The following is a 22,075-nucleotide window of genomic DNA, read 5'->3' on the forward strand; positions in this document are numbered from 1 at the left end:
GCTCCATCTAAAGCCGCTGCGCTGCAGCGCATCTTAAATGAATTTCACCTCGCCGGGCGTACGCGGTTGCGTCCGGTCAGTCCGCCGGCGCGGCGATCGGGCAACGAATCCGCACGATGAGGCCCGGCCGTGCATCGCCGAGTTCAAGGTCGAAGCCGTGCAGATGGGCGATCGCCGCGACCACGCTGAGGCCAAGCCCGGTACCGGGAATGCCGGCGGCATCGGTGCCCCGGTAGAAGCGGCGCAGCGCCGCCTGGCGCTCGTCCGCTGCCAGCCCCGGACCGTTATCGCGCACCGCGATGGCAAGGGCTTGGCCTGTCATCTCGCTGGAGAGCCAGACCTCGCCGCCCGCGCCGGTAAACTTGATGGCATTGTCGAGCAGATTGCTGATCGCTTCGAACAGCAGTTTGGGATCGCAGGTGATCGTCGCGTCCTGTGTTGCGACGTGATGCAGCCGCACGCCGACATCCTCGGCGAGCGGCTCGTACAAGTCATAGGCTGCCGCGAGCATCGACGCGACCGAGACTGTGGCGAAACCGGCATGGCGTCCCCTCGCTTCAAGCTCGGAGATGCGCAGCAACGCCGCGAATCGCTCCAGCACCAGATCTAGGTCGGCCGTTGCCGCCTGGGCAAGCTCCACCAGCCGCAGGTCGGCGTCCGCAAGCACGATCGCATGTTGCAAGTGCCCGCGCACGTGCGTCAGCGGCGTGCGCAGATCGTGCGCGATGGCATCGGTGACGCCCTTCACCTGTGCGACCACGCGTTCGACCTCCTCGATCATCGCGTTGACCGTCCCGGCGAACAGATCGAGCTCGTCCCCGCGCTTGCTGATCGGCATGCGCCGGTCCAAGCGACCCGCTGCTATCTCGCGGCTGGCCGCTTGCAGATCGCGGACCCGGCGAAGCGGCGCCAGGCTCAGCAGAAAGCCCGTGCCGAGCACCAGCAGCGTCATCGCCGCGCCGCTGACGATCAGCATGACGAGCATGCGGTGGCGCAGATCGACGATCGGCGCGATGTCGCGGCCGATCAGGATGGTCTCGCCCGTCGTCGCGCGGATCGCCAGTACGCGCAGCGGGCCGTGCGCGCCCGGCTTCTCGCTGATGTTGACCGGGCTGTTGAACGGCAAGTCGAGCGAAACGCGCAAGTTGCCGGCGACATGCTCGCCAGCGTGGGACTGCAAGCCGAACAGGGTCAAGCCGCTGGCGTTGTGGCGGATCTCGGCGTTGATGCGATCGGGCAGCGCCTCCGCCGACACCTCCTTGAGGCGATCCGCTTCCAGGCGGAGGATGCGGTCGCTCCGCGCGGTGAGCTCGTGTGCGGACAGGCCGTAGATCAGGCCGAGCAGGACGACCAAGCCGAGCGCGAACACCAGGCCGAGCAAGGCGGTCAGCCGGAACGTGCTGGTCTTGCGGATTTCGCTTAGACGCAAGCGTTCAAGCGGCATCGAACCGATAGCCTTCGCCTTTGATCGTGGTGATTACCGACGGGCGCTCCGGCCGGTCCAGCTTCTTGCGGAGCCGCGCGATGTGGACGTTGATGAGATTGGGGCCGGGATCGAAATGGTAACCCCACACCTGCTCGAAGATGATGCGGCGGCTCAGTGTGTCGCCCGGGTGGCGCAGGAACAGCTCGAGCAAGCGGAATTCCATGTGGAGCAACCGCACCGGCGCGCCGTCCACCGTCACCTCGCGACGGACGAGATCGAGCGCGACGCCCCCCGATTGCAACACCGTGTCTGCCGCGCCCTGCCGTCGGCGGAGCAGAACTTCGACCCGCATCGCCATTTCGTCGGGCACGAACGGCTTGACCAGATAATCGTCCCCGCCCGCACGCAGCCCCGCGATCCGCTCATCGACATCGCTTAGCGCGCTGATCATCAACACCGGGATCATCACCCTGCGCTCGCGCAGCGATGCGACCAAGGCAAGACCGTCGAGCCCGGGCAACATGCGGTCGAGCGTAACCAGATCGAAGGGCTCGCACAGCAGCTTTTCAAGCGCGCGTCGGCCGTCCGCAACCCGGATGGTATCGTGTCCGTGCGCGTGAAGCGTCGCGGTGATATGCCCCGCGGTATCGGGATCGTCCTCGATGACGAGAATACGCGCCATGAACTCTTCTCCGCGTCCACGTGGGCCAGGCCGCGCGGCCGTCCTCGACGCGCAACAAATCACATCGTCGTTGCTTCAATCCGCACTTGGCGACAATCCCTCTGTTGAAGGTGCTTCTGTCTGCAATCGGACCGGCGGCATAGCCGAGCGGGACTTTGTCGGCATTTATGAACCTATACGGGTTCTAGGCAGCGTCCGACTGGCGTGACCGGTCGATTGTTGGGTCACGGCGGAGGCCAGGCCAGCCTCCACATTTCCGTTGCACGGGCGTAATCTTCGCTCGCCAGCCCTGGGGCGAATGGCTTAGGCTCGCCCGTGAAGATTGGGGGGCTGATCTTTGCGCGACGGAATCCTGGTGGCCGAGGGCGGGGCGGGCGGCGTGGCGGCCGGCGCGGGCGCGCGGGGCGTGCATATCGCCGGGATCGGCGGGCTGCGCGCGATTGCGGTGCTGGCGGTGGTGGCGTTCCACCTCGATCCGCGCTGGCTGCCGGGCGGGTTCGTCGGGGTCGATGTGTTCTTCGTGATTTCGGGGTTCGTCGTCGCGCATTCGGTGGCGGGGGTACGGGCCGAGCGGTTCGGGGCCTATTGCGCGGGGTTCTACCGGCGGCGTTGCCTGCGCATCCTGCCCGCGCTCTATGTGTATGTGCTGGTGGTGGCGCTCGTTGGGGGGCTGCTGATGCCGGGCGGCGAGGGCACGCGCCCTGTCGCGCTGACCGGCGCGGCGGCGGTGTTCGGGCTGAGCAACCTCGCGCTGCTGTGGAAGGCGGGCGACTATTTCGCGACCGCGAGCGCCTATAACGGCTTCACCCAGACCTGGTCGCTGGGGGTGGAGGAGCAATATTATCTGCTGTTCCCGGCGGCGGCGTGGTGGCTGCGGGGGCGGGCGCGGTGGGCGCCGGTCGGTGTGGTCGCGCTGGCGTGCCTGCTGTCGCTGGCGGCGGCGGGGTGGCTGACGCAGGCGTGGCGCGCGGGCGCGTTCTTCCTGCTGCCGGCGCGCCTGTGGGAGCTTGGCATCGGCGCGCTGCTGCGCTGGCTGGGGGCGGGGCTGGCGGTGCGCGGCGGCGCGCTGTGGGCGGCGGGCGCGCTGGCGGCGCTGGCGGCGAGTTTCGTGGTGACGCGCGAGGATGCGTTCCCGTGGCCGGGGGCGCTGCTGCCGTGTCTCGCCACGCTGGTGCTGCTCGCGGTGCTGTGGCGCGGCGGCGGCGGCTGGCCGGCGCGGATGCTCGGCGCGCGCGCGCCCGAGGCGATCGGCGCGATCAGCTATTCGCTGTATCTGTGGCATTGGGGCGTGGTGGTGCTGATGCGCTGGACGCTCGGGCTCGACACGCTTGCGCTCAAGGCGCTGGCGGTGGCGCTGATGGCCGCGCTCGCGGTGGCGAGCCATCGCTGGGTGGAGCGGCCGCTGCGGCATCACCGCCGGCTGCTGGCGCTGCCCGCGCCGGTGTTCTTCGCTGGCGTGGCAGGGGTGGCGGGGGCGGTCGCTGCGGTGTGCCTGGGGCTGGCCTATGCCAAGCCTCGGATCGGCCTCGCCGCGTCGAACGCCGCAGCGGTGTGGGACCCGGCGTTCGTGCCGGTGGAGGGCACCTGCCCCGTCGCGCGGCGCACCACAGATGTTGGGATCGGCTGGCGGATCGCCGATCGGCCGGCCTGCGCGGCGGCGGACGCGCGGCGGCTGTTCGTGGTCGGCGATTCGCACGCGGGCGCCTATGCGCTGCTGCTCCACACCGTCGCGCACGCACGGGCGATGCCGGTCGATCTCTATACGGCGGGCGGGTGCCGGGTGATCGACATCGACGACAGCGCGCTGCCGCCGGGCTGCGCCGCATTCCGCGCGCGCGCGCTGGCCGAGGTGCGCGCCGCCGCGCGGCCGGGCGACGTGGTGTTCCTGCCGGGGCTCTACACGCCGCTCTACCGCAAGCTGTGGGATGCCGACGTGCCGCGCGACGCGGGCCTTGGCGCGCAGCGGCCGCTCGATCGCGCGCGGATCGCGGCGTCCGAAGCGCGGCTGCGCGCGCTGATCGCGCGCGGGGTGACGATCATCGTCGAGGCGCCCAAGCCGGTGATGCCGAGCGCGTTGTTCCGCTGCGCCGATGGGTTCAACCGGGGGAGCGGCTATTGCCGGCCCGGCTGGCACGTTCCGCGCGCCGAGGCCGAGCGCCGCCGCGCCCGCGCGCGCGCCGCGCTCGTCGCGATCACGCGCGCGCTGCCCGGCGCGCGGCTGTGGGACCCGCTGCCGCTGCTGTGCGACGCGCGCGCCTGCGACGGCTACCGGGACGGCGCGCCGCTCTATTACGACACGCATCATCTCAGCGCGGCGGGCAACCGGCTGCTGGTGCCGGGCTTCCTCGGCGTGCTCGACCGATGAGCGCGGCGATCATCACGCCGACCTATCGCAACGATCTGGCGATCGTGCGTGCGCTGTGCGCGTCGGTCGACCGGTTCGTCGCGGCGGACATCCACCATCATCTGGTCGTGCCGCGTGGCCAGTACCGGCTGTTCGCGGACCTGAACGGACCGCGCCGGACGGTGACGCCGATCGAGGCGGTGTTGCCGCGCGGCTTCGTCAAGCTGCCGCTGCCGGCGCGGCTTCCGCTCAGCGGCCGGGCGGTGCGCGAATGGTGGATGGCGCCGGGACGATGGCGGGTGAGCGGCTGGATCATCCAGCAGATCGTCAAGCTGAGCGCCGACCGGGTCTGCGACGCCGACCTGCTGCTGTTCATCGACAGCGACGTGCGGCTGCTGCGCCCGCTGGACACCGCGCTGTTCCGCCACGGCGACGTGATCCGCTTCGTCCACAAACCGGGGCTGGGGGCGGACCAGCCGGCCCAGGCCGCGTGGGGCCGGGTGGTCGGACGGCTGCTCGGGATCGCGCCGCGCGACTATTATGGCGCTGACTACGTCGGCAACATCGTCTCCTGGCGGCGCGACACCATGCTGCGGCTGCAAGCGCGGATCGCGCAGGTGACCGGGCTGGCCTGGCAAGTGGCCATCGCGCGCGAGCCGCTGTTCTCGGAATATCTGGCGTATGGCGTGTTCATCGATCATGTCGAACCCGATGCCGGCCATGCCCGCACGCCCGAGAGCCTGACGCTCAATTCGTGGAATTACGCGTTGTCGCAGGCCGGGGAGGCGGCGCGCTTCGTGGCGGACTGGCAGCCGCATCATATCGGCGTGCTGCTGCAATCGACCGAGCGGCTGAGCCCTGACGCGCGCGAACGGATCATCGCCGCGCTGGCGGCGCGCGCATGAGCACGCGCGTGACGATCGGCGTCGATGCGCATGTGTTGACCGGAAAATATCAGGGCACGCGCTCGACGCTGACCAATTTGCTGCGCGCGCTGGGGGGCCGGCCGGACCCGCCGCGCCTGCTGGTCTATACGGAAGATCCGGCGACGGCGCGCGCCGCGATCGGGGTCGCGGCGTTCGACTATGTCGCGTTGCCGGCGCTGGGGGCGGTGCGCCGGCTGCTGGACTTTCCCCGGCTGTTCCGGCGCGACGGGGTCACCATCGGCGTGTTCCAATATATCGCCCCGCTCGCCGGGCGGCATGCCGTGTTCGTCCACGATATCCTGCCGCTGACGCACCCGCGCTATTTCCCGCTGGCGATGCGGGTGCGGATGCGGGTGTTCGGCGCGCTGGCGATCCGGCGCGCGCGCGTCGTGCTCGCGGTCAGCGAGCATACGCGCGCGGCGGTGCTGGCGCGCTATCGGCTGCCGCCCGAACGGGTGCGAGCGGTGCTGAACGGACCATCGTTCGCGCCGCCGGCCTATGCCGGCGCGCGGCCCGCCACGCCGCGCTATATCCTGAACGTCGGGCGGATCGAGCGGCGCAAGAATGTCGGGCTGCTGATCGCGGCGTTTCGCAAGGCCGATCTCGCCGATGTGCGGCTGGTGATCGTCGGCGCGGTCGATGCGGGGTTCGCCTTCGCGCCGCCGTGCGACCCGCGGATCGACCTGCGCAGCCGCGTGGCCGAGGCCGAGCTGATCGGCTTGTACCGGGGCGCGAGCCTGTTCGTCTATCCGAGCGCCGCCGAGGGGTTCGGCCTGCCGCTGCTCGACGCGACGCTGTTCGGCATCCCGACGATCGCCTCGAACCGCACCGCGCTGCCCGAGGTCAGTGGCGATCTGGTCCGCTATTTCGATCCCGAGGCGGCGGATGCGGTGACGACGCTGGCCGCGCAGATCGCCGGGCATTTCGGCGCGTCGCCGATCCCCGCGCCCGATGCGGCGCAGCGGCGCGCGCAGGCCGAACGCTTCTGCTGGACGCGCGCCGCCGACGCCTTCCTCGCCGCGATCGACGCGCGATGAGCGGCAAGCGTCTGATCGTGCTGACCAGCGATCTGCCGTACCCGCCGACCTATGGGCACAAGGTCGACCAATATCACCGCTGGCGGGGCTTCGCCGCGCGCGGCTGGCGATTGCGGCTGGTCTGCTGGCGCTCGCCGCTGGACCCGCCCGCCAGCGCCGCCGATGTCGATGCTTTGCGCGACGTGTTCGAGGCGGTGGACGTCCTGCCGATCGCGCACAGCGCGGCCGCGTTCGCACGGCGGCTGGCGCGGCTGTGGCGCTACCCCAGCCATGTCGCCGCGCGCGTGCCCGATGCGGCCACGCACGCGCGACTGATCGCCGAGGCGCGGGCGTTCGATCCCGCCGCGATCGTGCTCGACGGGATTTATGGTGGCGTGGCGGGGGAGGCGCTCGCGCGCGCCTGCGGCGTGCCGGTGATCGTGCGCGGCCACAATATCGAGCATCGCTATTTCGCGCAGCAGGCCGGCGCGGCGCGCGACCTGCGATCTCGCGGCGCGTGGACGATCGCGCGGCTCGGGCTCGAGCGCTATGAGGCGGGCCTGATCGGGCGCGCGGCGTGGACGTTCGACATCTCGGCCGACGATGTCGCGTACTGGCAGCGGCGCGGCATCGCGCGCGTGTCCTGGGCGCCGACGGTGTTTTCCGACGATCGCGCGGTCACGATCCTGCCGCCCGCCGACAAGCGCTGGGACGTCGCCTATATCGGCAATCTGCGCCTGCCCAACAATCTGCGCGGGATCGCGTGGTTCGTCGGCGCGGTGATGCCGCGACTGCGCGCGCTGCGCCCCGGCATCCGCTGCGTCTTCGCCGGTGCCGATCCGAGCCCGGCGGCGCGGGCGCTGTTCGCCGGCGCGCCCGATATCACGCTGATCGCGAACGCGCCGAGCGCGGACGCCATCCTCGCCAACGGGCGCGTGCTGGTTAATCCGATCCTGTCGGGCAGCGGCGTCAACGTGAAATCGATCGACATGCTGCGCTATGACGCGCCGATCGTGACGACCGCGATCGGCGCGCGAGGCTTCGGGCCGGAGGTGGCGGGGCAGTTCCGCGTCCACGACGACCCCGCGCGTTTCGCCGAGGCGGTGATCGCCGCGCTCGCCGACCCCTATCCGCCCGCCGGGCGATCAGCCGTACGCCGGCTGTTCGGCGAAGATGGTATCGCCGAACAGACCGCGCTGATCGCGCGCGTCGCGGGCATCTGACCGGCGCGGCGACCACGCCTCGATCAATTCCTCATACCCCGACAGCACCTTGTCCCAGGTGAAGGCCGCGCGCCAGCGCGTCACCGCCGCCGCGCGCAATTCCGCGCGCAACGCCTCGCAACTGACGAGCCGGTCGAGGTGATCGAAAATCTGTTCCTCCGAGGCGAAATAGAGCGCCGCCCGGCCCGCCACCCACCGATTGAAGCGATTGTCATGCGCGATGATCGCATTGCCCGCGCCGAGCGCCTCGACCAGCGACGGGTTGGTCCCGCCGACCTGATGCCCGTGCAGATAGGCGATGCTGTGGACGCGCAGCGCATCGACGATCCGCCGATCATAGACCGCGCCGGGCATGACGACATCCGGCCCCGCCGCGTCCAGCACCGCCGCATGATAGGGGATGGCCGGATCGTATGCGCCGAGCACCAGCAACTTCAGGCCGCGGCGCCGGCGCGAGAAGGCACGCACGATCTCCAGCACCGAATTCTCGGGTTCGGGCCGCGCGATCAATGTGAAGAAGCCGCCGGGTTCCACCCCGAATCCGGCGAGCGGCGCGGCGGACATATCGAGCAGCCGATCGCTGCCATACGGGATTACGGTCGTCTTCACGGGCGACACGCGGGTGGCGAGATGCGCCGCGATCGCGGGATGATCGGCGATGAGCATATTGCCCGAATAGGCGGCGAGCCGCTCGTTGACCCACAGCAAGGCGCGGGTGATCGCGCGATATTTGGCGCGTTTCCACTCCAGCCCGTCCATGTTGACGAGGTTCACGCGCCCGCGCAGGCGCAGGTAGGCGCTCAGGAAGCCGGTGTTGTAGCCCAAGGTCAGGATCGTGCCGGGCCGTTTCAGCGCGTCCTGCGCGGCGCGCATGTCGAACTCGACCGTGCCCCACCGCCCGCGCGCGCGGACGGGGATGTGGATGCGGCGCACGCCCTCCCACAGATCCTCCTCGCGGCGGCCGGTCGGCGAGCCCTGGCAATAGACGGTGACGTCCCACCCGCGCCCGCGCAGATGCCGCGCGAGCCGGTCCGCGAAGGTCTCGAACCCGCCGTGCGTCGCCGGCACGCCGCGAATGCCGAGAATGATGAGCGAGCGCGCCGCGCGGCGCGGGGACGCCGAAACCCGGCGCGATTGCCATGCCAGCGCGGCATGATCCTCTTCGTCGAAGGCGTGCGCGCCCGCGCGCCCGATCCGGCGGACCAGCCCGGTCATGCCCGCGCACCGTGCGAGGACGCGGCTTGCAAAAGACACGGCGCGGCGGCGCGCGCAAAAGACACGTGCTCCAAAACGATCACCTCCGCGCAGAATTCGCGCACTGCGATGTGTGGATACCGAGAGGAACTGAGACGCGGATTCTACACGCCGCACACGGACGCTCATCGGCGGGCGCATTTATGCTTGCCGGTTCTGCGCACGTCAAATGGGTAAATGGCATTTTCATCATCTTCGAAGAAATGCGCTGCATTGCGGAATCGGCTGGCCGGTCATCACTTTGCGCTTTAAGGCGGCGATGGCTCGGCTGCGGAGGTGCGATAGGTGATTGGACGCTCGACCCTGGGGGCGGCGCGGCGGCGGCTCGGCCGGCTGCGATCCGACATCGTCAGCGCGGTCTCGCCCGGCGGGGCGGTCGACACCGATCTCGCGCCCGGACATCCGCTGCGCGCGAGCCTCCCTGCGCTGAAATTCTATAACGCCTTGCGTTCGGCCGAAGCGGGCAAGTCGATTCGCGACGGCAACCGCGTGCTGAACTTCCACATCGCGCTCGATCACGTCGCCAAGCTGCCCGCCGGGGATTATGCCGAACTCGGCACCTATCGCGGGCTCACCGCCTCGATCCTTTGGGCGCGCCGCGCGGCCGGCACGACGCTCTACTGCTTCGACACGTTCGAAGGGTTCGACGAACGCGATCTCGCCGACGGCCGGCTGTCGCAGGACATGGAGAAGGCCGCGTTCCGCGACACCAGCCTCGATCTGGTGCGCCAGCGCATCTCGGGCGGCAGCGACGAGGGGCTGGCGTTTCGCGTCGGGTTCTTCCCCGACACGTTCGCGGGCCTTGAGGACAAGCGCTTCCGGCTGGTGCACATCGACATGGATCTCGCCGATCCGATCACCGCCGCGCTCGAGACGTTCTGGCCGCGCATGGTGGAGGGCGGCATCATCCTGGTGCATGATTATCGCTCGAAACGCTATCCGATGGCGGCGGAGGCGGTCGACCGGTTCTTCGCCGCGCGCGGGCTTTTCGCCTGGCCGCTCAACGATCGGCTCGGCACCGCGATGATCATGCGGCAGCGCGGCATGGCCGACTGATGGCGCCTGCGGTGCCCGGAAGCGTTGCAAATGAAACGCGACGGCGCCGAATATCGTCGGAAGATGTTCGCGCGTCTCGTCGGCGGTGTTCAAAGATGCGCCGCGGCATATCATCGAAATTCGGCGGACACGGGCGGCGTCGCGCGACGAACGGCGTGGCGAACCGGCCGGGCATATTGCCTGACCGGCGCGCCTGTGCCAGATGTTGCACAGCACAAGCCGCGCCGCAGAGCCGTGTGAAGGGAGCTTAAGTGGGTATCCGATCAGCGATGTTGTTGTGCGCCTGCGCCATGTTGGCGGCGTGCGGAGGCAAGGGCGCGGAGGTCATATCGACCGGCGATCGCTACGTCTCCAATCGCGCCGTCGTCACCGATTACCGGTTGGGGATCGGCGACAAGGTGCGCCTCACGGTGTTCCGCGAACCCGACATGTCGGGTGACTTCACGGTCGGCCCGAACGGCACCGTCGCGCTGCCGCTGATCGGCGAGACGCCGGCGGTGGGGCGCCGGGTCGAGGAAGTCGCCGCCGAGGCACAGGCGCGCTACGGCGACGGCTATCTGCGCAGCCCGCAGGTCAACATGGAGGTCACCGGCTTCCGACCGTTCTTCATTCTGGGCGAAGTCACCGCGCCGGGCCAGTTCCCCTATGCGATCGGGCTGACCGCGTTCAACGCGATCGCGACCGCGCAGGGCTTCACCCCGCGCGCCGACCGCTACATCGTCCACATCCGGCGCGAGGGGGCGACGGTCGAGGAAAATTACCAGCTCACGCCGGATCTGCGGGTCTATCCGGGTGATACGATCCGCGTCGGAGAGCGCTTCTTCTGACTTGCGTTCGAGATCGGGAATGCTGGTCTGGCCGCATGCGCGGTGACGATCGTTCAGGGGGACGCGGGTTGATGGGATGGCGTTTGGCTCCCGAAGGAAGATACCATCGCGCCGGCCGGGCGCGTGGCGCTTCGGTGCGCGTCCCGTCCTGCCGCAAGGCGGGAGCGTCCGGCGAATCATGACCGTGTCCGCCAGATCGGTGAACCGGGGGTGGCGCCTCTTGTTGTGCGCGGCGGTGCCGGCCTGCGCGATCGCGCCGGCGCGCGCGCAGGTGGGCGAATCGCTGCTGCTGCCGCCGGTGATCCCGCCGGGCTTCAACCGCGGACGCAATCAGAGCGTGACCGAATTGCCGCGCCGCGCGTTCGATCCGGTCGGCATCCGCGTCGGGTCGTTCAACCTGCTGCCCTCGATCCAGTCGGGCGGGGGCGCGACCAGCAACACCTATTACACCGCGCAGCCGACCGCCTCGGCCTTCATCACGACGGTGCCGAGCGCGACGCTGATTTCGCGGTGGAGCCGCCACGAACTGATGGTTTCCGGCACCGGCACCTTCCGCGAATATCTCGGCGAATCGCGCCGCAACGAGGCGACCTGGCAAAGCGACGTGCGCGGGCGGGTGGATCTCGGGCGGTTCAGTTCGGTGACGATCGAGGAGATTTCGTCGCAAGTGAACGAGAGCCAGTTTTCGGGAGAAGTCACGCCGACGGTCGCGGCGATCTCCCGGTATCGTCGTGACTTCGTCAGCGTGCGCGGGGTCAATCAGGTCGGGCGGACTCGGACCACGTTGGCGGCCGACTACGCATCGTTCCGCTTCCGGCCGCTGCCGTTGTTCGATGGTGAAACACGTGACCAGTCGAACCGCGACCGCAATGTCGCGCGGGTGACCGGCCAGTTCGAATATGCCCAATCGCCGAGCCTCGCTTTCTTCGTGCAAGGCTCCTTCGCCAACCAGGCGTTCAGGACCGAGTTGAGCCCCGGCGTACCTAATCTCGATTCGAACGGCTTGCGCGCGTTGGGCGGGATCAACTTCGATCTGCCGGGCAAGGTTCGTGGGTCGCTCGGTGTCGGCTATACGCGCCAGGTGTTCGACGCCGGGTTTTACAAGCCGGTCGGCGGCGTGTCGGTCGAAGGCAGGCTCGAAGTCTTCCCGTCGCGACTGACGACCGTCACATTGGGTGCGCGCCGTTCGATCGAGATCACCAGCTTGGGTACCAGCGGTGCCTTTTGGGACAATCGGGTCAACGCGCGTGTCGATCGCGAAATCTGGCGCGGCATCCTCGTCAATGCGACCGGGGAATACACCCGGCAAAGTTACGCGCGCACCGGCCAGACCGCGAATGGCTATCGGTTCGGGACCGGTGCCCGATATCTGTCGTCGCGTAAGGTGGTGCTCGATGGCTCGCTCAATTACAGCCATCGCAGCCCGACATCCGGGACGCTCGGCAATGCTTACGACGAAGTACGGGGCGAGGTGGGGTTGACGTTCCGGATCTAATACTTTCCGGGGACAGAACGCTTCTAGCAGGATAACAGGACGCTTATGGAAGTCAGACAGGAAGCCGGTGAGTCCGAAGCGCAGCTCGCGGATATCATCCAGATGGTCCGCGACACCGTCATGCGCCGGTGGCTGCTGCTGCTCGTCGTGTTCGCGGCGGTGGCGGTATTGGGGATCGTCGCGGTGCAGTTCCTGCCGGTGTCCTACACGTCGACGGCCAAGGTCCGGATCGATCCGTCGCTCAACCCGCTCGCCACCAAGTCGGCGGACGGCAAGGCCGAGCTGACGCCCGAGGCGATCGATACCGAAGTCGCATCGGTCCAGTCGCCGACGATCGCGCGCGCGATCGTTCGGCAGTTCCACCTCGAGCGCGATCCCGAATTCGCCAAGGCGCTGCAAGGTGGCGGGCCGGGCCTCGCGACGGCGTCCGATCGCGAGAGCGTCCTCGCCAATGCGCTCCTCAAGAAGCTGAATGTCTCCCGCGAGAAGCTCACCTACATCCTCGACATCAGCTTCACCTCGGCCGATCCCGTCAAATCCGCGAAATTCGCCAACGCCTTCGCGCAGGGCTATATCGACGCCAAGACCGGCAACAAGGCGGGCACCGCCGAACGCCAGTCGCAATGGTTCGAGCGCCGGCTGAAGGAACTCGCCGACGACGCGCGCAACGCCGATGCGCAGGTCGCCGATTATCGCGCCAAGGCCGGTATCGTCGAAAGCGATGGCGGCAACGCCAATGGCAGCACGATCGTCGACCAGCAGATCACCCCGCTCGCGGGCTCGCTCGCGCAGGCGCAGGCGGATGCGGCGGCGGCGCGGTCCGATCTCGAGGCGGCGCGCACGCAGATGGCGCATGGCAGCCGCGATTCGGTCGGCGTCGTGCTCAATTCGGCGACGGTGCAGGCGCTGCGCAGCCAGCGCGCCGACATCGTCCGCAACCTCGGCGAGATCCAGGTCCGCTACGGCGAGAAGCATCCCGAGACGCTGCGCGTGCGCGACCAGCTCGCCGCCGTCGATGCGCAGATCCAGAGCGAGACGCGGCGCGTGATCTCGGCGCTGACCGCGACCGCCGCCTCGACGCAGGCCCGCGTCGAAAGCCTGCGCCAGTCGATGGCGCAGCTCGAATCGCGGCGCGCGGGCGATACCCGCAACGCGGTGATCGCCGAGGGTCTCGAGCGCGAGGCGACCGCCAAGCGCGCGCTGTATGACCGCATGTCGCAGATGGCGCTCGACAGCATGCAGGCGGCGCGCGTGTCGCTCGCGCAGGCGCAGATCGTCGAGGTCGCGCAGGCGCCGTCGCGGCCGACCAGCCCGAACAAACCGCTCTTCTACGTCGCCGCGCTGGTGCTCGGCCTGATCGCGGGCGGTGCGACGATCGCGGTGCAGGAGCTGATGTCGGGCACGCTACGCTCGGCGGAGGACGCCGACCGGACGCTCGGCCTGACGATGCTCGCGGCGATCCCCAAGGTCGCCAAGGGCGTCAACCCGGCCGATCTGCTCATCACCGAGCCGACCTCGTTCTTCTCGGAATCGCTGCGCATCGTCCGCGCCGCGGTGCTGGGGGTACGCGGCCAGGCCGCGCCCAAGGTGATCGCGCTCACCTCGGCGCTGCCGGCGGAGGGCAAGAGCACCACCGCGCTTGCGTTCGCGCGCACGCTCGCGATCGCCAACGCCAAGACCCTGCTGATCGAATGCGACGTGCGCCGCGCCGTCATGCAGCGCATGGTCAAGGGCGCGCCGCCGCGCGTCGGTCTCGTCGAGGTGATCCACGGCGACGCGCCGCTCGATGAGGCGATCCTGCCGGGCGACGTGCCGGGGCTCGACCAGTTGCTCGTCGTGTCGCGCTATTTCAGCTCGGAGGATCTGTTCGGCGGCGGTGCGATGGAGAACCTGCTGAACACGCTGCGCGGGCGCTACGATCATATCGTGCTCGATCTGCCGCCGCTGATGGGCCTCGCCGACGGCCGCTTCCTCGCGGTGCTCGCCGATGCGACGATCATGGTGGTGAAGTGGGACGAGACGCCCGCCTCCGCCGCGTCCTCGGCGGTCAACTGGCTGCGCGCCGACGGGAGCAACCCGGTCGGCATGGTCTATTCGATGGTCGGTCAGGGCGCCGAATCGGTCGGCGGCCTATATTATTACTCGCGCAAATACGCCGAATATTACCGGAGCGCGTGACACTGTCGCGCGCCGGGCGGCGGACACGGGCGCCGGACCATGGCACGCGATAGCCGCCGGGCGCTCACCGGCGATCTGCTGCGATATGGATTGGCGCTGGCCGGGCCGATCGGTTCGGCCGGCGCACAGTTCCTGCTGTCGCTGGTCTTGCTGCGCCAGGTCGATCCGGCGGGCTTTGGCCGTTTCTCCTTCCTGCTGATCGCGTCGCAGCTCGGCTCGGCGATCTGGTCGGCATTGTTCTGGGCGCCGCTGCCGCTGGTGCTGAGCGCGCCGCGCGGCGCGGGCACGCTCGATCCGGCCCGCACCATGCTCTCCGCCAATCTGTGTGGCGTTGTCCTTGCGCTCGCCCCCTTCGCGCTGATCGCGCGCGGTGTGGGCGAAAGCTGGAGCGCGGTGGCGCTGTTCGCCGCCTTCGCGGCGCTCGCGCTGCTGCGCGGCTTTGCGCGGGCGCTCGGCTATGCGCGCGCGCGGCAACGCCGGGTGAGCGGATCGGATCTGCTGTACAGCGTCGCCTTGCTGATCGGCACGGCGCTGCTGTTCGGCGGGGTCGTGCGCGGTACCGCCGGCGCCTATGGCGTGTTCCTCGTCGCGACCGTGGCGGGGCTGCTCGCCTTCGGCCCCGGCGTGCTCGCCGAACAGATCACCGCGTTCAGCGTCGCGCATCTCGCCGATTATCGTCGCGTGTGGCGCGCGCACGGCCGCTGGTCGCTGCTCGGGGTGGTGACGTCCGAGGCGACCGTCAACGCGCATGCTTATCTCGTCACCGGCTTTCTCGGCGCGGGAGCGTTCGCGCCGCTCGCGGCGGCGGCGATCCTGATCCGCCCGATCACGGTCGTGTTCAACGCGCTCACCGAGTTCGAGCGCGCGCGGATCGCGCGCGCGCTCGGCGCCGACGACTTCGCCGAAGCGCGCCGCGCGGTGCGGCTGTTCCGCACGATCCTGCTGCTGAGCTGGCTCGCCACCGGCATCGCCACGATCGCCCTGCTGTGGTTCGACCCGCGGCTGATCTATCCGCCGCAATATCACCGGCGCACGCTCGCGATCGGCGCGGCCCTGTGGATGGTCACCGCCCTGTTCCGGGTGATGCGCGTTCCCGAAGGCACGTTGCTCCAGGCCGGCGGCGCGTTCCGGCCGCTCGCGCTCGCCAGCCTGTGGTCCGCGTTCGTCTCGGTCGCGGCGGTCGCGGGGCTGTTGCTGGTCGCGGCGCCCTTGTGGTCGATCCTCGGCGTGGCGCTCGGTGATGCGGTGTGCGCGGCGCTGATCTTGCGTGCCGCGCGCCTCTGGTATGGGCGTGCCGCCGCGCCCGCGCTATCACCCGCGTCATGAAGATCGCGATCGGCATCAAGGCGCTCAACGAGGCGGGCAAGATCGAGGCGGCGCTGCGCAGCGCGCTCGCCGCCGTCGCACCCTATGGCGGCACGGTGCTGCTCGCCGACAGCGGTTCGACCGACGCCACCGTCGAGATCGCGCGCAGGCTCCCGGTCGATGTCGTCCAGCTCGCCAATCGCGCCGAACGATCGTGCGGGGCGGGCGCGCAGCTCGCGTTCCAGCATCTCGACGCCGAATATTTCTGCCTGATCGACGGCGACATGGAACTGGTGCCGGGCTTCATCGAGGCGAGCCTCGCCTATCTCGACGCGCACCCGCAGGTCGCCGGCGTGGGCGGGCAGGTGATCGAGCGCAATCTCGAAGCCGAGGAGTTCCAGATCCGCGCCGCCGCCATGGCCAATGAGGCGCATCGCCGCGCGGGGCCGGTCGACCGGCTCGACGGCGGCGGCGTATACCGGATGCGCGCGATCCGCGAGGTCGGCTATTTCTCGGACCGCAACCTGCATTCGTTCGAGGAGTTCGATCTCGCCGCGCGGCTGATCAGCCGGGGCTGGACGCTGGTGCGGATCGACGTGCCCGCGGTCGAACATCGCGGCCATTCGGGTAACGGCTACCGGCTGCTGCTGTACCGGCTGACCTCGGGGCAGATGGGCGGCGCGGGCGAGGTGCTGCGCGCGAGCCTGGGCAAGCCGCATTTCCCGCTGGTCGTGCGGCGGCTCGGGCATTTGCGCAAGGCGGTGGCGATCGCGGCGTGGTGGCTGGCGCTGATCCTCGCGCTCTGGCGTGCGCCGCTCGCCGCGGCGGCGCTGGTGATCGTGCCGGTCGCGTGGCTCGGCTGGCGGCGCGGCTCGCTCGCGCTCGGCCTTTATTCGTTCGCGATGTGGAACGCGCTCGCGATCGGGCTGATCGGCGGGCTGTTCCGGCGGCGCGTGCCGCCGACGCGGCCGCTCGCCTCGGTCGCGTTCACGCGCCTGCCGCCGGCTGGGTAGCGTCGATCGCGGCGGCGAGCGTGGCGACGCACGCCGCCCAGCTATAATCCTCGCGCACGCGCGCGCCCATCGCGGCGCCGCGCCGGCGCAGATCGGCGAGATCGTTCGATTCGAGCCACGCTTCCGCGCCGGAGACGGCGGCATCGGGGGCGACGAGCTGGCCGTCATACGCGGTCGTCATCGCGCGCACGCCGGCCATGTCGATCGCGATCGGGATCGTGCCGGCGGCCATCGCCTCGAGCACGATCAGCGGGAAACTGTCGAGCCGCGAGAGATGGACGAGGATGTCGGCGCCGCCGAGCGCGGCGATCAGCGCCGGGCCGTCGAGCCAGTCGGACAAAGCGACGCGCGATTCCAGCCCGTGCGTCTCGATGCGCGCGCACAGCGCCTCCATCAGCGCCTCGTCGCCGCGCCCGATGATGCGCGCGGTGAAGGGGATGCCGGCACGATCGAGCGCCGCGCACAGATCGACGATCGCCAGACTGCCCTTGCCCTCGGAGAGCCGGCCGGCGTGGATCAGCCGCAGCTCCGGGCCGGTGGCGGCCTCCCGCGGCGGGGCGAAGCTTTCGGGAGGCAGGAAGGTGCGAATCGTCGAGCGCGGCACGTTGGCGGGCAGCTCGATCTCGGCGTCCTGCCCGTCGAACAGCAGGGCGATCCGGTCGGCGCGCGCCGCCAGCGTGCGCGACAGCCACCGCAACACGCCGCTGCGCTGCAGGCGGCTGTTCGCGCCGAGGTGCAACGTCACCAGCACGCGGATGCCGAGCGCCTTGGCGAGCGGGACGAACAGCAGATCGGGCAGATTGGCGACATTGAGCCAGAGCACGTCGATCGGCACGCGGTTGGCGCGGCGGAACGCGTGCAGCGCGCGCAGGAAGCGGGGCAGGCGCGCGGCCGACAGGTGGGCGCTGTCGGCGGGCACCCAGAACGCCTCGCCGCCGGTCCAGTGCGTGTTCAGCGCCTCCAGCGCGCGCGCGCAGAAGCTCTCGACGCCGCCGGGATCGCGCGTCGAGCCGCCGACGATGCACAATCTTCTGGTGCGGGTGGGGTTCACGGGCGTCGGGTCATGATCGGCGGGACCGGGGACGCAGCGCGCAGAACCATGGTCGTCCCTTAGGGGGTTCACCAGCCTTGCTCAAGCTCGGCCGAGCAGCCGGTTCAACGCGCGCCGGGGGCGCAGCATCAGCCCTTCGGCGGAGACGGTCATGCGCTTGACGTCGATCAGCGTCGCCGGACCCGCCGCCGACAGCGTGTGGAGCCCGGCGCGGAACGGCGCGGCGGCGGCGGGGGCGGTGAAGCGGCGGCCGGGGCGGGCCGCGAAGCGGGTCTCGTCGAGCGTGTCGATCTCCAGCATCGTGATCGCGCCGCCATAGGTGCGCGAACAATCCTGCACCGGCAGCAGGATGCGTCCGTCGGCGGCGACGAGCGGCGTGCCGCCGGGGCGTGAACTCGCCCGGCCGGTCCGCACCGGATTGCCGGGATGCGGCGTCCATGGCCCCGCCAGCCGATCGGCGAAGGCGATGTTAAGCGCGCTCACGCCGTCCTGCCCGTGTGCGGTCGAGCTGTAGAACAGCCACCAGCGGCCGTCGTGCCACAGCGGCGTCGCATCGACGGGGGCGGGATCGACGGTTATTGTCAGCGCCGGCTCCCAGCGATCGGGGAAGGCGACCGCGCGGTAAAGCGTGAGCCGGCCCGACTGGTTCGCCTCGGGCATCAGCCAGGTCTCGCCCTCGGCATCGAACACGACCGGGTAGGAGAGGTGCCACGGCTCGCGCAGCACCGACCGTTCCTCGACGAAGCGATACTGATCGTCGAACACCAGCACGTCGATCGTGCCGACCGGGTGGCGATAGTCAAACGTCTCGACGAACACGTACAGCAGCCCGCCCCGCCAATAGCCGAACGGATCGGCGCGGAACCGCAGCCTCTCGAGCCCCGGCGCCCAGTGCAGCGGCAGCCCTTCGAGCGTGCCGCGCGCGATGATCTCCGCCAGCGGCAAGGGCACGATCAGCGGGTGCCAGATGTCCTTGGCCAAGCGCACGATCGTCTCCCGCTTACCGCGCCGGCCCGGCGAGCACATGGCGCGCGCCCGCCGCGCTGAGATGGTTCTCGTCGCGGAAGAACAGCGTCGTGCCGATGCCGGCCGCGCAGCGCGGCCCGGCGCAGAGCCGTTGGAGCGCATCGATATAGCCGGCGCCTGTTTGCCCCGCGAGCGCGTGCAGAAGGGTGTTCGCCTCGGGGATTTCGGCGCGCGTGGCGAGATCGGCGTCGCACCGCCGTGGATCGCTGCCGAGCCACACGGTACGCGCCATACATTTGGGGACCGAGACGGCGAACTCGGGCGTCGGGCCGATCAGCGTCACCGCCTTGCCGGCGCTGCGCAGCCGCAGGACCGTGCCGCGCACCGAGGCGATGAAGGCGTGGCGGCTGGTCGCGCGGCCGATCGGCTCGCCGGGGCGGAGCCGGAGATAGCCGTTGGTGGTGCCGCCACCGCCGCCGGGGGCGAGGAACTTGCCCCAGCGCCCGGAGATATAGACGTGGCGGATTGCCGGATCGGCGACGATGGCGGCGAGAATGGCATCGTTGAATTCCGCGCACGCGGGATTGGGGTCGCCGACCTGATCGAGCTGGGTGGCACCGGGGAAGGGCGCGCAGCCGTTCTTGGTGATGCTGCGCAGCGCGAGGCCGCGCGCCTGGAGCCGGTCGGCGAGTGCGTCCTTGATGTGGAGCGCGTGCGAATCGCCCCATAAGACGACGCTCGGCTCGGAGCGCGCGGCGGCGAAGCAGCGCTTCAGCAGATCGGCGGGCACGCTCGGCCCAGCCAACCCGCAGCCGGGCAGATCACGATGCGCCAGCGACTTGGCGGCCATGTCATACTGGCGCGCGAGTGGCGACAGGCGCTGGGGCAGACCCTGGGCGGCGAGCAATATGCCGGCGGCGCCCGCGAAAACCGCGATCGCGGCGATGCCGGCGGCGGCGGTGCGGCGTTGCTCGGCGGCGTCGCGGTCGTGGACGCTCCGGAACGGCTGCTCGACGTAGCGCCAGGACAGGATGGCCAGCAGCAGCGACGCGGCGAGCGCGACCACCGCCTCCGCCGCCGAAAGCGTGTGGCCGAGCGCGAGTTGCGACAGCGACAGGACCGGCCAGTGCCACAGATAGAGCGAGTAGGAGACCAGCCCGATCCCGACCAGCGGCGACCATGTCAGCAGCCGGGTGGCCGGGCCGTCCGCCTGTCCGGCATAGAGCAGCAGGGCCGCGCCGAGGCAGGGCACGAGCGCCGCGAAACCGGGGAACAACATGGTTTCGTGAAAGAACACCACCGCATAGGCGATCAACGCGAGTCCGACGACACCCGCCGCCGCGAGCATGTGGTGATGGCGCGGCGCGGGAGGCGGCAGCAGCACCAGGATCGCGCCGACCAGCAATTCCCAGCTTCGCGACGGCAGCATGTAGAAAGCGCTGGTCGGCGACTTCACCGTCAGCCACTGCGAGAGCAGCAGCGACGCCACCAGCGCGACGAGCACGATCGCGAACGCCGCCCGCCGCCGCAGCTTGGTGAGCACCAGCACCACCAGCGGCCAGAAGATGTAGAATTGCTCCTCGACCGCGAGCGACCAGGTGTGCAGCAGCGGGATATAGATGTCTGGATCGCCGAAATAGTTGGTGGTCTTCCAGAACCAGATGTTCGACGAGAACAGCACCGCCCACAGCAATGACCAGCCATAAGCGTAGAGTTCCGACGGTAGCAGGATGACCAGCGCGGCGAGCGTCGTCGCGGCGAGCACCACGAACAGCGCGGGAAAGATGCGACGGATGCGGCGATCGTAGAAATCGAGGATCGAGAAGCGTCCGGCGGCGGCGGCGCGGAACAGCACCGACGAGATCAGATAGCCCGAGATCACGAAGAAGATATCGACCCCGACAAACCCGCCGGGCAGGCCGAGCCCGGCATGGAACAGCAGCACCGGCACGATCGCGAACGCGCGAAGCCCATCGATATCGCGGCGGCGGTGCCGGACGGCGGTCACGCCACGCAGTCGATCATCGCGCGCGCGCTCTCGTTCATCCGCGCGGCGGCGGCGGCGATCGTGCGGCGGCGGTCGATGCCGCCGGCGAGGGCATCCCGCGCGGCGGCGGCGATCGCCTCGACGTCCCCGGCGCCCGGTATCGCCGGAAATTCGCGCGGGGCGGGGTAATCGAGCAACTGTTGCAGGCTGAACGTCTTGTGCGAGTTCGAACCGAGGAACACGCACGGGGCGCCGCCGAGCGCGGCCATGATCGAGGGATGCCAGCGCCCGCTCACCAGCAGGCGCGCGTTCGCCATCACCGCCGCGCCGGCGAAGATCGGCGTGGAGACCGGCAGGAAGGGCAGGCCGGTACGCTTCGCCACCACTTCGAGGAAATCGTCGCCACGGCAGGTCGCGACCAGCAGCAGCGGCAGGCCGAGCGCCTTCAGCCGCTCGGCGAGATGCGTGTAGCCATCCGCCGCGCCGCGCTGATTCTTGGCGGCGAGCGAACTGCCCGAGATCGCCACATAGGGCCGATCGGTAACGGGCGGCCGGGCAGCGCCGGTCCGATCGAAAAAGGGGATCAGCGCGGCGGGATCGTAGCGCGCGGCGGCGCTATCGGCGAAATGCGGGTACCAGCTAAACAGGGCGTCGGCGTGAAAGGCGGGGGTGAAGGCGGGCAGCAATTCCGCTGCCGTTTCACGCGAGAGATAATCGCGCACCGACAGCACCGCGCCGTCGAGCGCGCGCACGGTCGCCGCGACCGTTTCGGCGAGCGCGGTGCCGTCCGGCGCGCGCGAGACCATGCCGTTGATGTAGAACACGCGCTTGCCGCGCCGCCTGGCGAGCGCGCAGATCGCGAGCGTCTGAAGCAAGGTCGGACGCGGTGGGTTCGGGAAGATCATCTCGCCCTCGCCGTTGACGACGATGCCGTCGCACGCCTCGATCCGCTCGACGATCGCGCGCGCCTTGGGCGAGCGGTCGCGCAGATCCCAGAGCAGGGCGGCGTCGCCCTCGATGTCGTGGCTCGGCTCGTGGACGGCGCCGAGCGCCTCGATCGCGCCGAACACCAGATCGCCCACCACCGGCGTGCGCCGCACCTTGGGGCGGCGCAGGCGGCGGACGAGCAGCGCATGCGCGCGTTTGGCGTGCGCGCGCGGTTCGGTCAGCGGGCTCTTGAGCAGCGCGCGCGTGATCGTGCCTGTGATCTCATGCCGCTCGGCGACCATGCGGCGCAGCGCGAAGCTCGTCGCGCGGCATCCCCAATTCTGTTCAGTGCTGTTGTCCGCGACGAACAGGAGCTTCATTCAGGACGATTCCGCAGGG

The 22,075-nt window shown here is 69.8% G+C and carries 17 protein-coding genes; 10 read left to right on the forward strand and 7 right to left on the reverse strand.

Annotated elements, in window-relative coordinates:
- Positions 1-76: 76 nt before the first annotated feature.
- The gene (locus BLS81_RS18930; RefSeq protein WP_093226244.1) at positions 77-1,444 is read right to left on the reverse strand and encodes a sensor histidine kinase; all 1,368 of its coding nucleotides are present in this window, start codon (positions 1,442-1,444) and stop codon (positions 77-79) included.
- The gene (locus BLS81_RS18935) at positions 1,434-2,108 is read right to left on the reverse strand and encodes a response regulator transcription factor (RefSeq protein ID WP_093226246.1); all 675 of its coding nucleotides are present in this window, start codon (positions 2,106-2,108) and stop codon (positions 1,434-1,436) included. Before BLS81_RS18935 ends, BLS81_RS18930 begins: the two co-directional genes overlap by 11 nt.
- A 337-nt stretch (positions 2,109-2,445) precedes the next feature.
- On the opposite strand from BLS81_RS18935, the gene BLS81_RS18940 reads away from it, so the two are divergent.
- The 4 genes from BLS81_RS18940 to BLS81_RS18955 are packed head-to-tail and all read left to right on the forward strand — an operon-like array spanning position 2,446 to position 7,617.
- Positions 2,446-4,473 (forward strand): acyltransferase family protein, encoded by a 2,028-nt coding sequence (locus BLS81_RS18940; RefSeq protein WP_093226248.1) that lies wholly within the window; start codon positions 2,446-2,448, stop codon positions 4,471-4,473.
- Positions 4,470-5,357, forward strand: coding sequence for a DUF6492 family protein (locus BLS81_RS18945; protein WP_093226250.1), 888 nt, complete (start codon positions 4,470-4,472; stop codon positions 5,355-5,357). The genes BLS81_RS18940 and BLS81_RS18945 overlap by 4 nt, the downstream gene beginning before the upstream one ends.
- A complete protein-coding gene (locus BLS81_RS18950) occupies positions 5,354-6,415 on the forward strand; it encodes a glycosyltransferase family 4 protein (protein ID WP_093226251.1) in 1,062 nt (353 codons plus the stop codon). Before BLS81_RS18945 ends, BLS81_RS18950 begins: the two co-directional genes overlap by 4 nt.
- Complete coding sequence (locus BLS81_RS18955; RefSeq protein WP_093226252.1) at positions 6,412-7,617, forward strand: glycosyltransferase; 1,206 nt, start codon at positions 6,412-6,414, stop codon at positions 7,615-7,617. Before BLS81_RS18950 ends, BLS81_RS18955 begins: the two co-directional genes overlap by 4 nt.
- On the opposite strand, the gene BLS81_RS18960 is transcribed toward BLS81_RS18955, so the two are convergent.
- Positions 7,540-8,832 carry a DUF1972 domain-containing protein gene (locus BLS81_RS18960; protein ID WP_093226254.1) on the reverse strand — a complete coding sequence of 431 codons (1,293 nt, stop codon included), beginning with the start codon at positions 8,830-8,832 and terminating at the stop codon, positions 7,540-7,542. The two genes, BLS81_RS18955 and BLS81_RS18960, sit on opposite strands and share 78 nt — an antisense overlap.
- Positions 8,833-9,156: 324 nt before the next feature.
- On the opposite strand from BLS81_RS18960, the gene BLS81_RS18965 reads away from it, so the two are divergent.
- From BLS81_RS18965 to BLS81_RS18990, 6 genes are all read left to right on the forward strand, one after another.
- On the forward strand, positions 9,157-9,927 hold the full coding sequence (locus BLS81_RS18965) for a TylF/MycF/NovP-related O-methyltransferase (RefSeq protein ID WP_093226255.1): 771 nt from the start codon (positions 9,157-9,159) through the stop codon (positions 9,925-9,927).
- A gap of 251 nt (positions 9,928-10,178) precedes the next feature.
- On the forward strand, positions 10,179-10,754 hold the full coding sequence (locus tag BLS81_RS18970) for a polysaccharide biosynthesis/export family protein (RefSeq protein ID WP_143023411.1): 576 nt from the start codon (positions 10,179-10,181) through the stop codon (positions 10,752-10,754).
- A 178-nt stretch (positions 10,755-10,932) separates the two neighbouring features.
- Positions 10,933-12,249, forward strand: a complete 1,317-nt coding sequence (locus BLS81_RS18975) for an outer membrane beta-barrel protein (protein ID WP_176787261.1) — start codon at positions 10,933-10,935, stop codon at positions 12,247-12,249.
- 45 nt (positions 12,250-12,294) lie between these two features.
- The gene (locus BLS81_RS18980; protein ID WP_093226260.1) at positions 12,295-14,427 is read left to right on the forward strand and encodes a GumC family protein; all 2,133 of its coding nucleotides are present in this window, start codon (positions 12,295-12,297) and stop codon (positions 14,425-14,427) included.
- A 39-nt stretch (positions 14,428-14,466) separates the two neighbouring features.
- Positions 14,467-15,753, forward strand: coding sequence for a polysaccharide biosynthesis protein (locus BLS81_RS18985; protein WP_093226261.1), 1,287 nt, complete (start codon positions 14,467-14,469; stop codon positions 15,751-15,753).
- Positions 15,750-16,745: a glycosyltransferase family 2 protein gene (locus BLS81_RS18990; protein WP_093226263.1), complete on the forward strand. Its 996-nt coding sequence runs from the start codon at positions 15,750-15,752 to the stop codon at positions 16,743-16,745. The genes BLS81_RS18985 and BLS81_RS18990 overlap by 4 nt, the downstream gene beginning before the upstream one ends.
- Here BLS81_RS18990 and BLS81_RS18995 read toward each other — a convergent pair.
- The 4 genes from BLS81_RS18995 to BLS81_RS19010 all read right to left on the reverse strand — a co-directional run bounded on the left by BLS81_RS18995 (position 16,720) and on the right by BLS81_RS19010 (position 22,056).
- Complete coding sequence (locus BLS81_RS18995) at positions 16,720-17,796, reverse strand: glycosyltransferase family 4 protein (RefSeq protein ID WP_176787262.1); 1,077 nt, start codon at positions 17,794-17,796, stop codon at positions 16,720-16,722. The genes BLS81_RS18990 and BLS81_RS18995 overlap by 26 nt on opposite strands.
- Positions 17,797-17,877: 81 nt before the next feature.
- Positions 17,878-18,783 carry a glucosamine inositolphosphorylceramide transferase family protein gene (locus BLS81_RS19000; RefSeq protein ID WP_093226306.1) on the reverse strand — a complete coding sequence of 302 codons (906 nt, stop codon included), beginning with the start codon at positions 18,781-18,783 and terminating at the stop codon, positions 17,878-17,880.
- 13 nt (positions 18,784-18,796) lie between these two features.
- Entirely contained in the window at positions 18,797-20,770 is a 1,974-nt protein-coding gene (locus BLS81_RS19005) for an acyltransferase family protein (RefSeq protein WP_176787263.1), read from the reverse strand.
- Positions 20,767-22,056 carry a polysaccharide pyruvyl transferase family protein gene (locus tag BLS81_RS19010; protein WP_093226267.1) on the reverse strand — a complete coding sequence of 430 codons (1,290 nt, stop codon included), beginning with the start codon at positions 22,054-22,056 and terminating at the stop codon, positions 20,767-20,769. Before BLS81_RS19010 ends, BLS81_RS19005 begins: the two co-directional genes overlap by 4 nt.
- Positions 22,057-22,075: the final 19 nt, after the last annotated feature.

This window comes from Sphingomonas sp. NFR15 (assembly GCF_900103265.1).
Lineage (GTDB): Bacteria > Pseudomonadota > Alphaproteobacteria > Sphingomonadales > Sphingomonadaceae > Sphingomonas > Sphingomonas pollutisoli.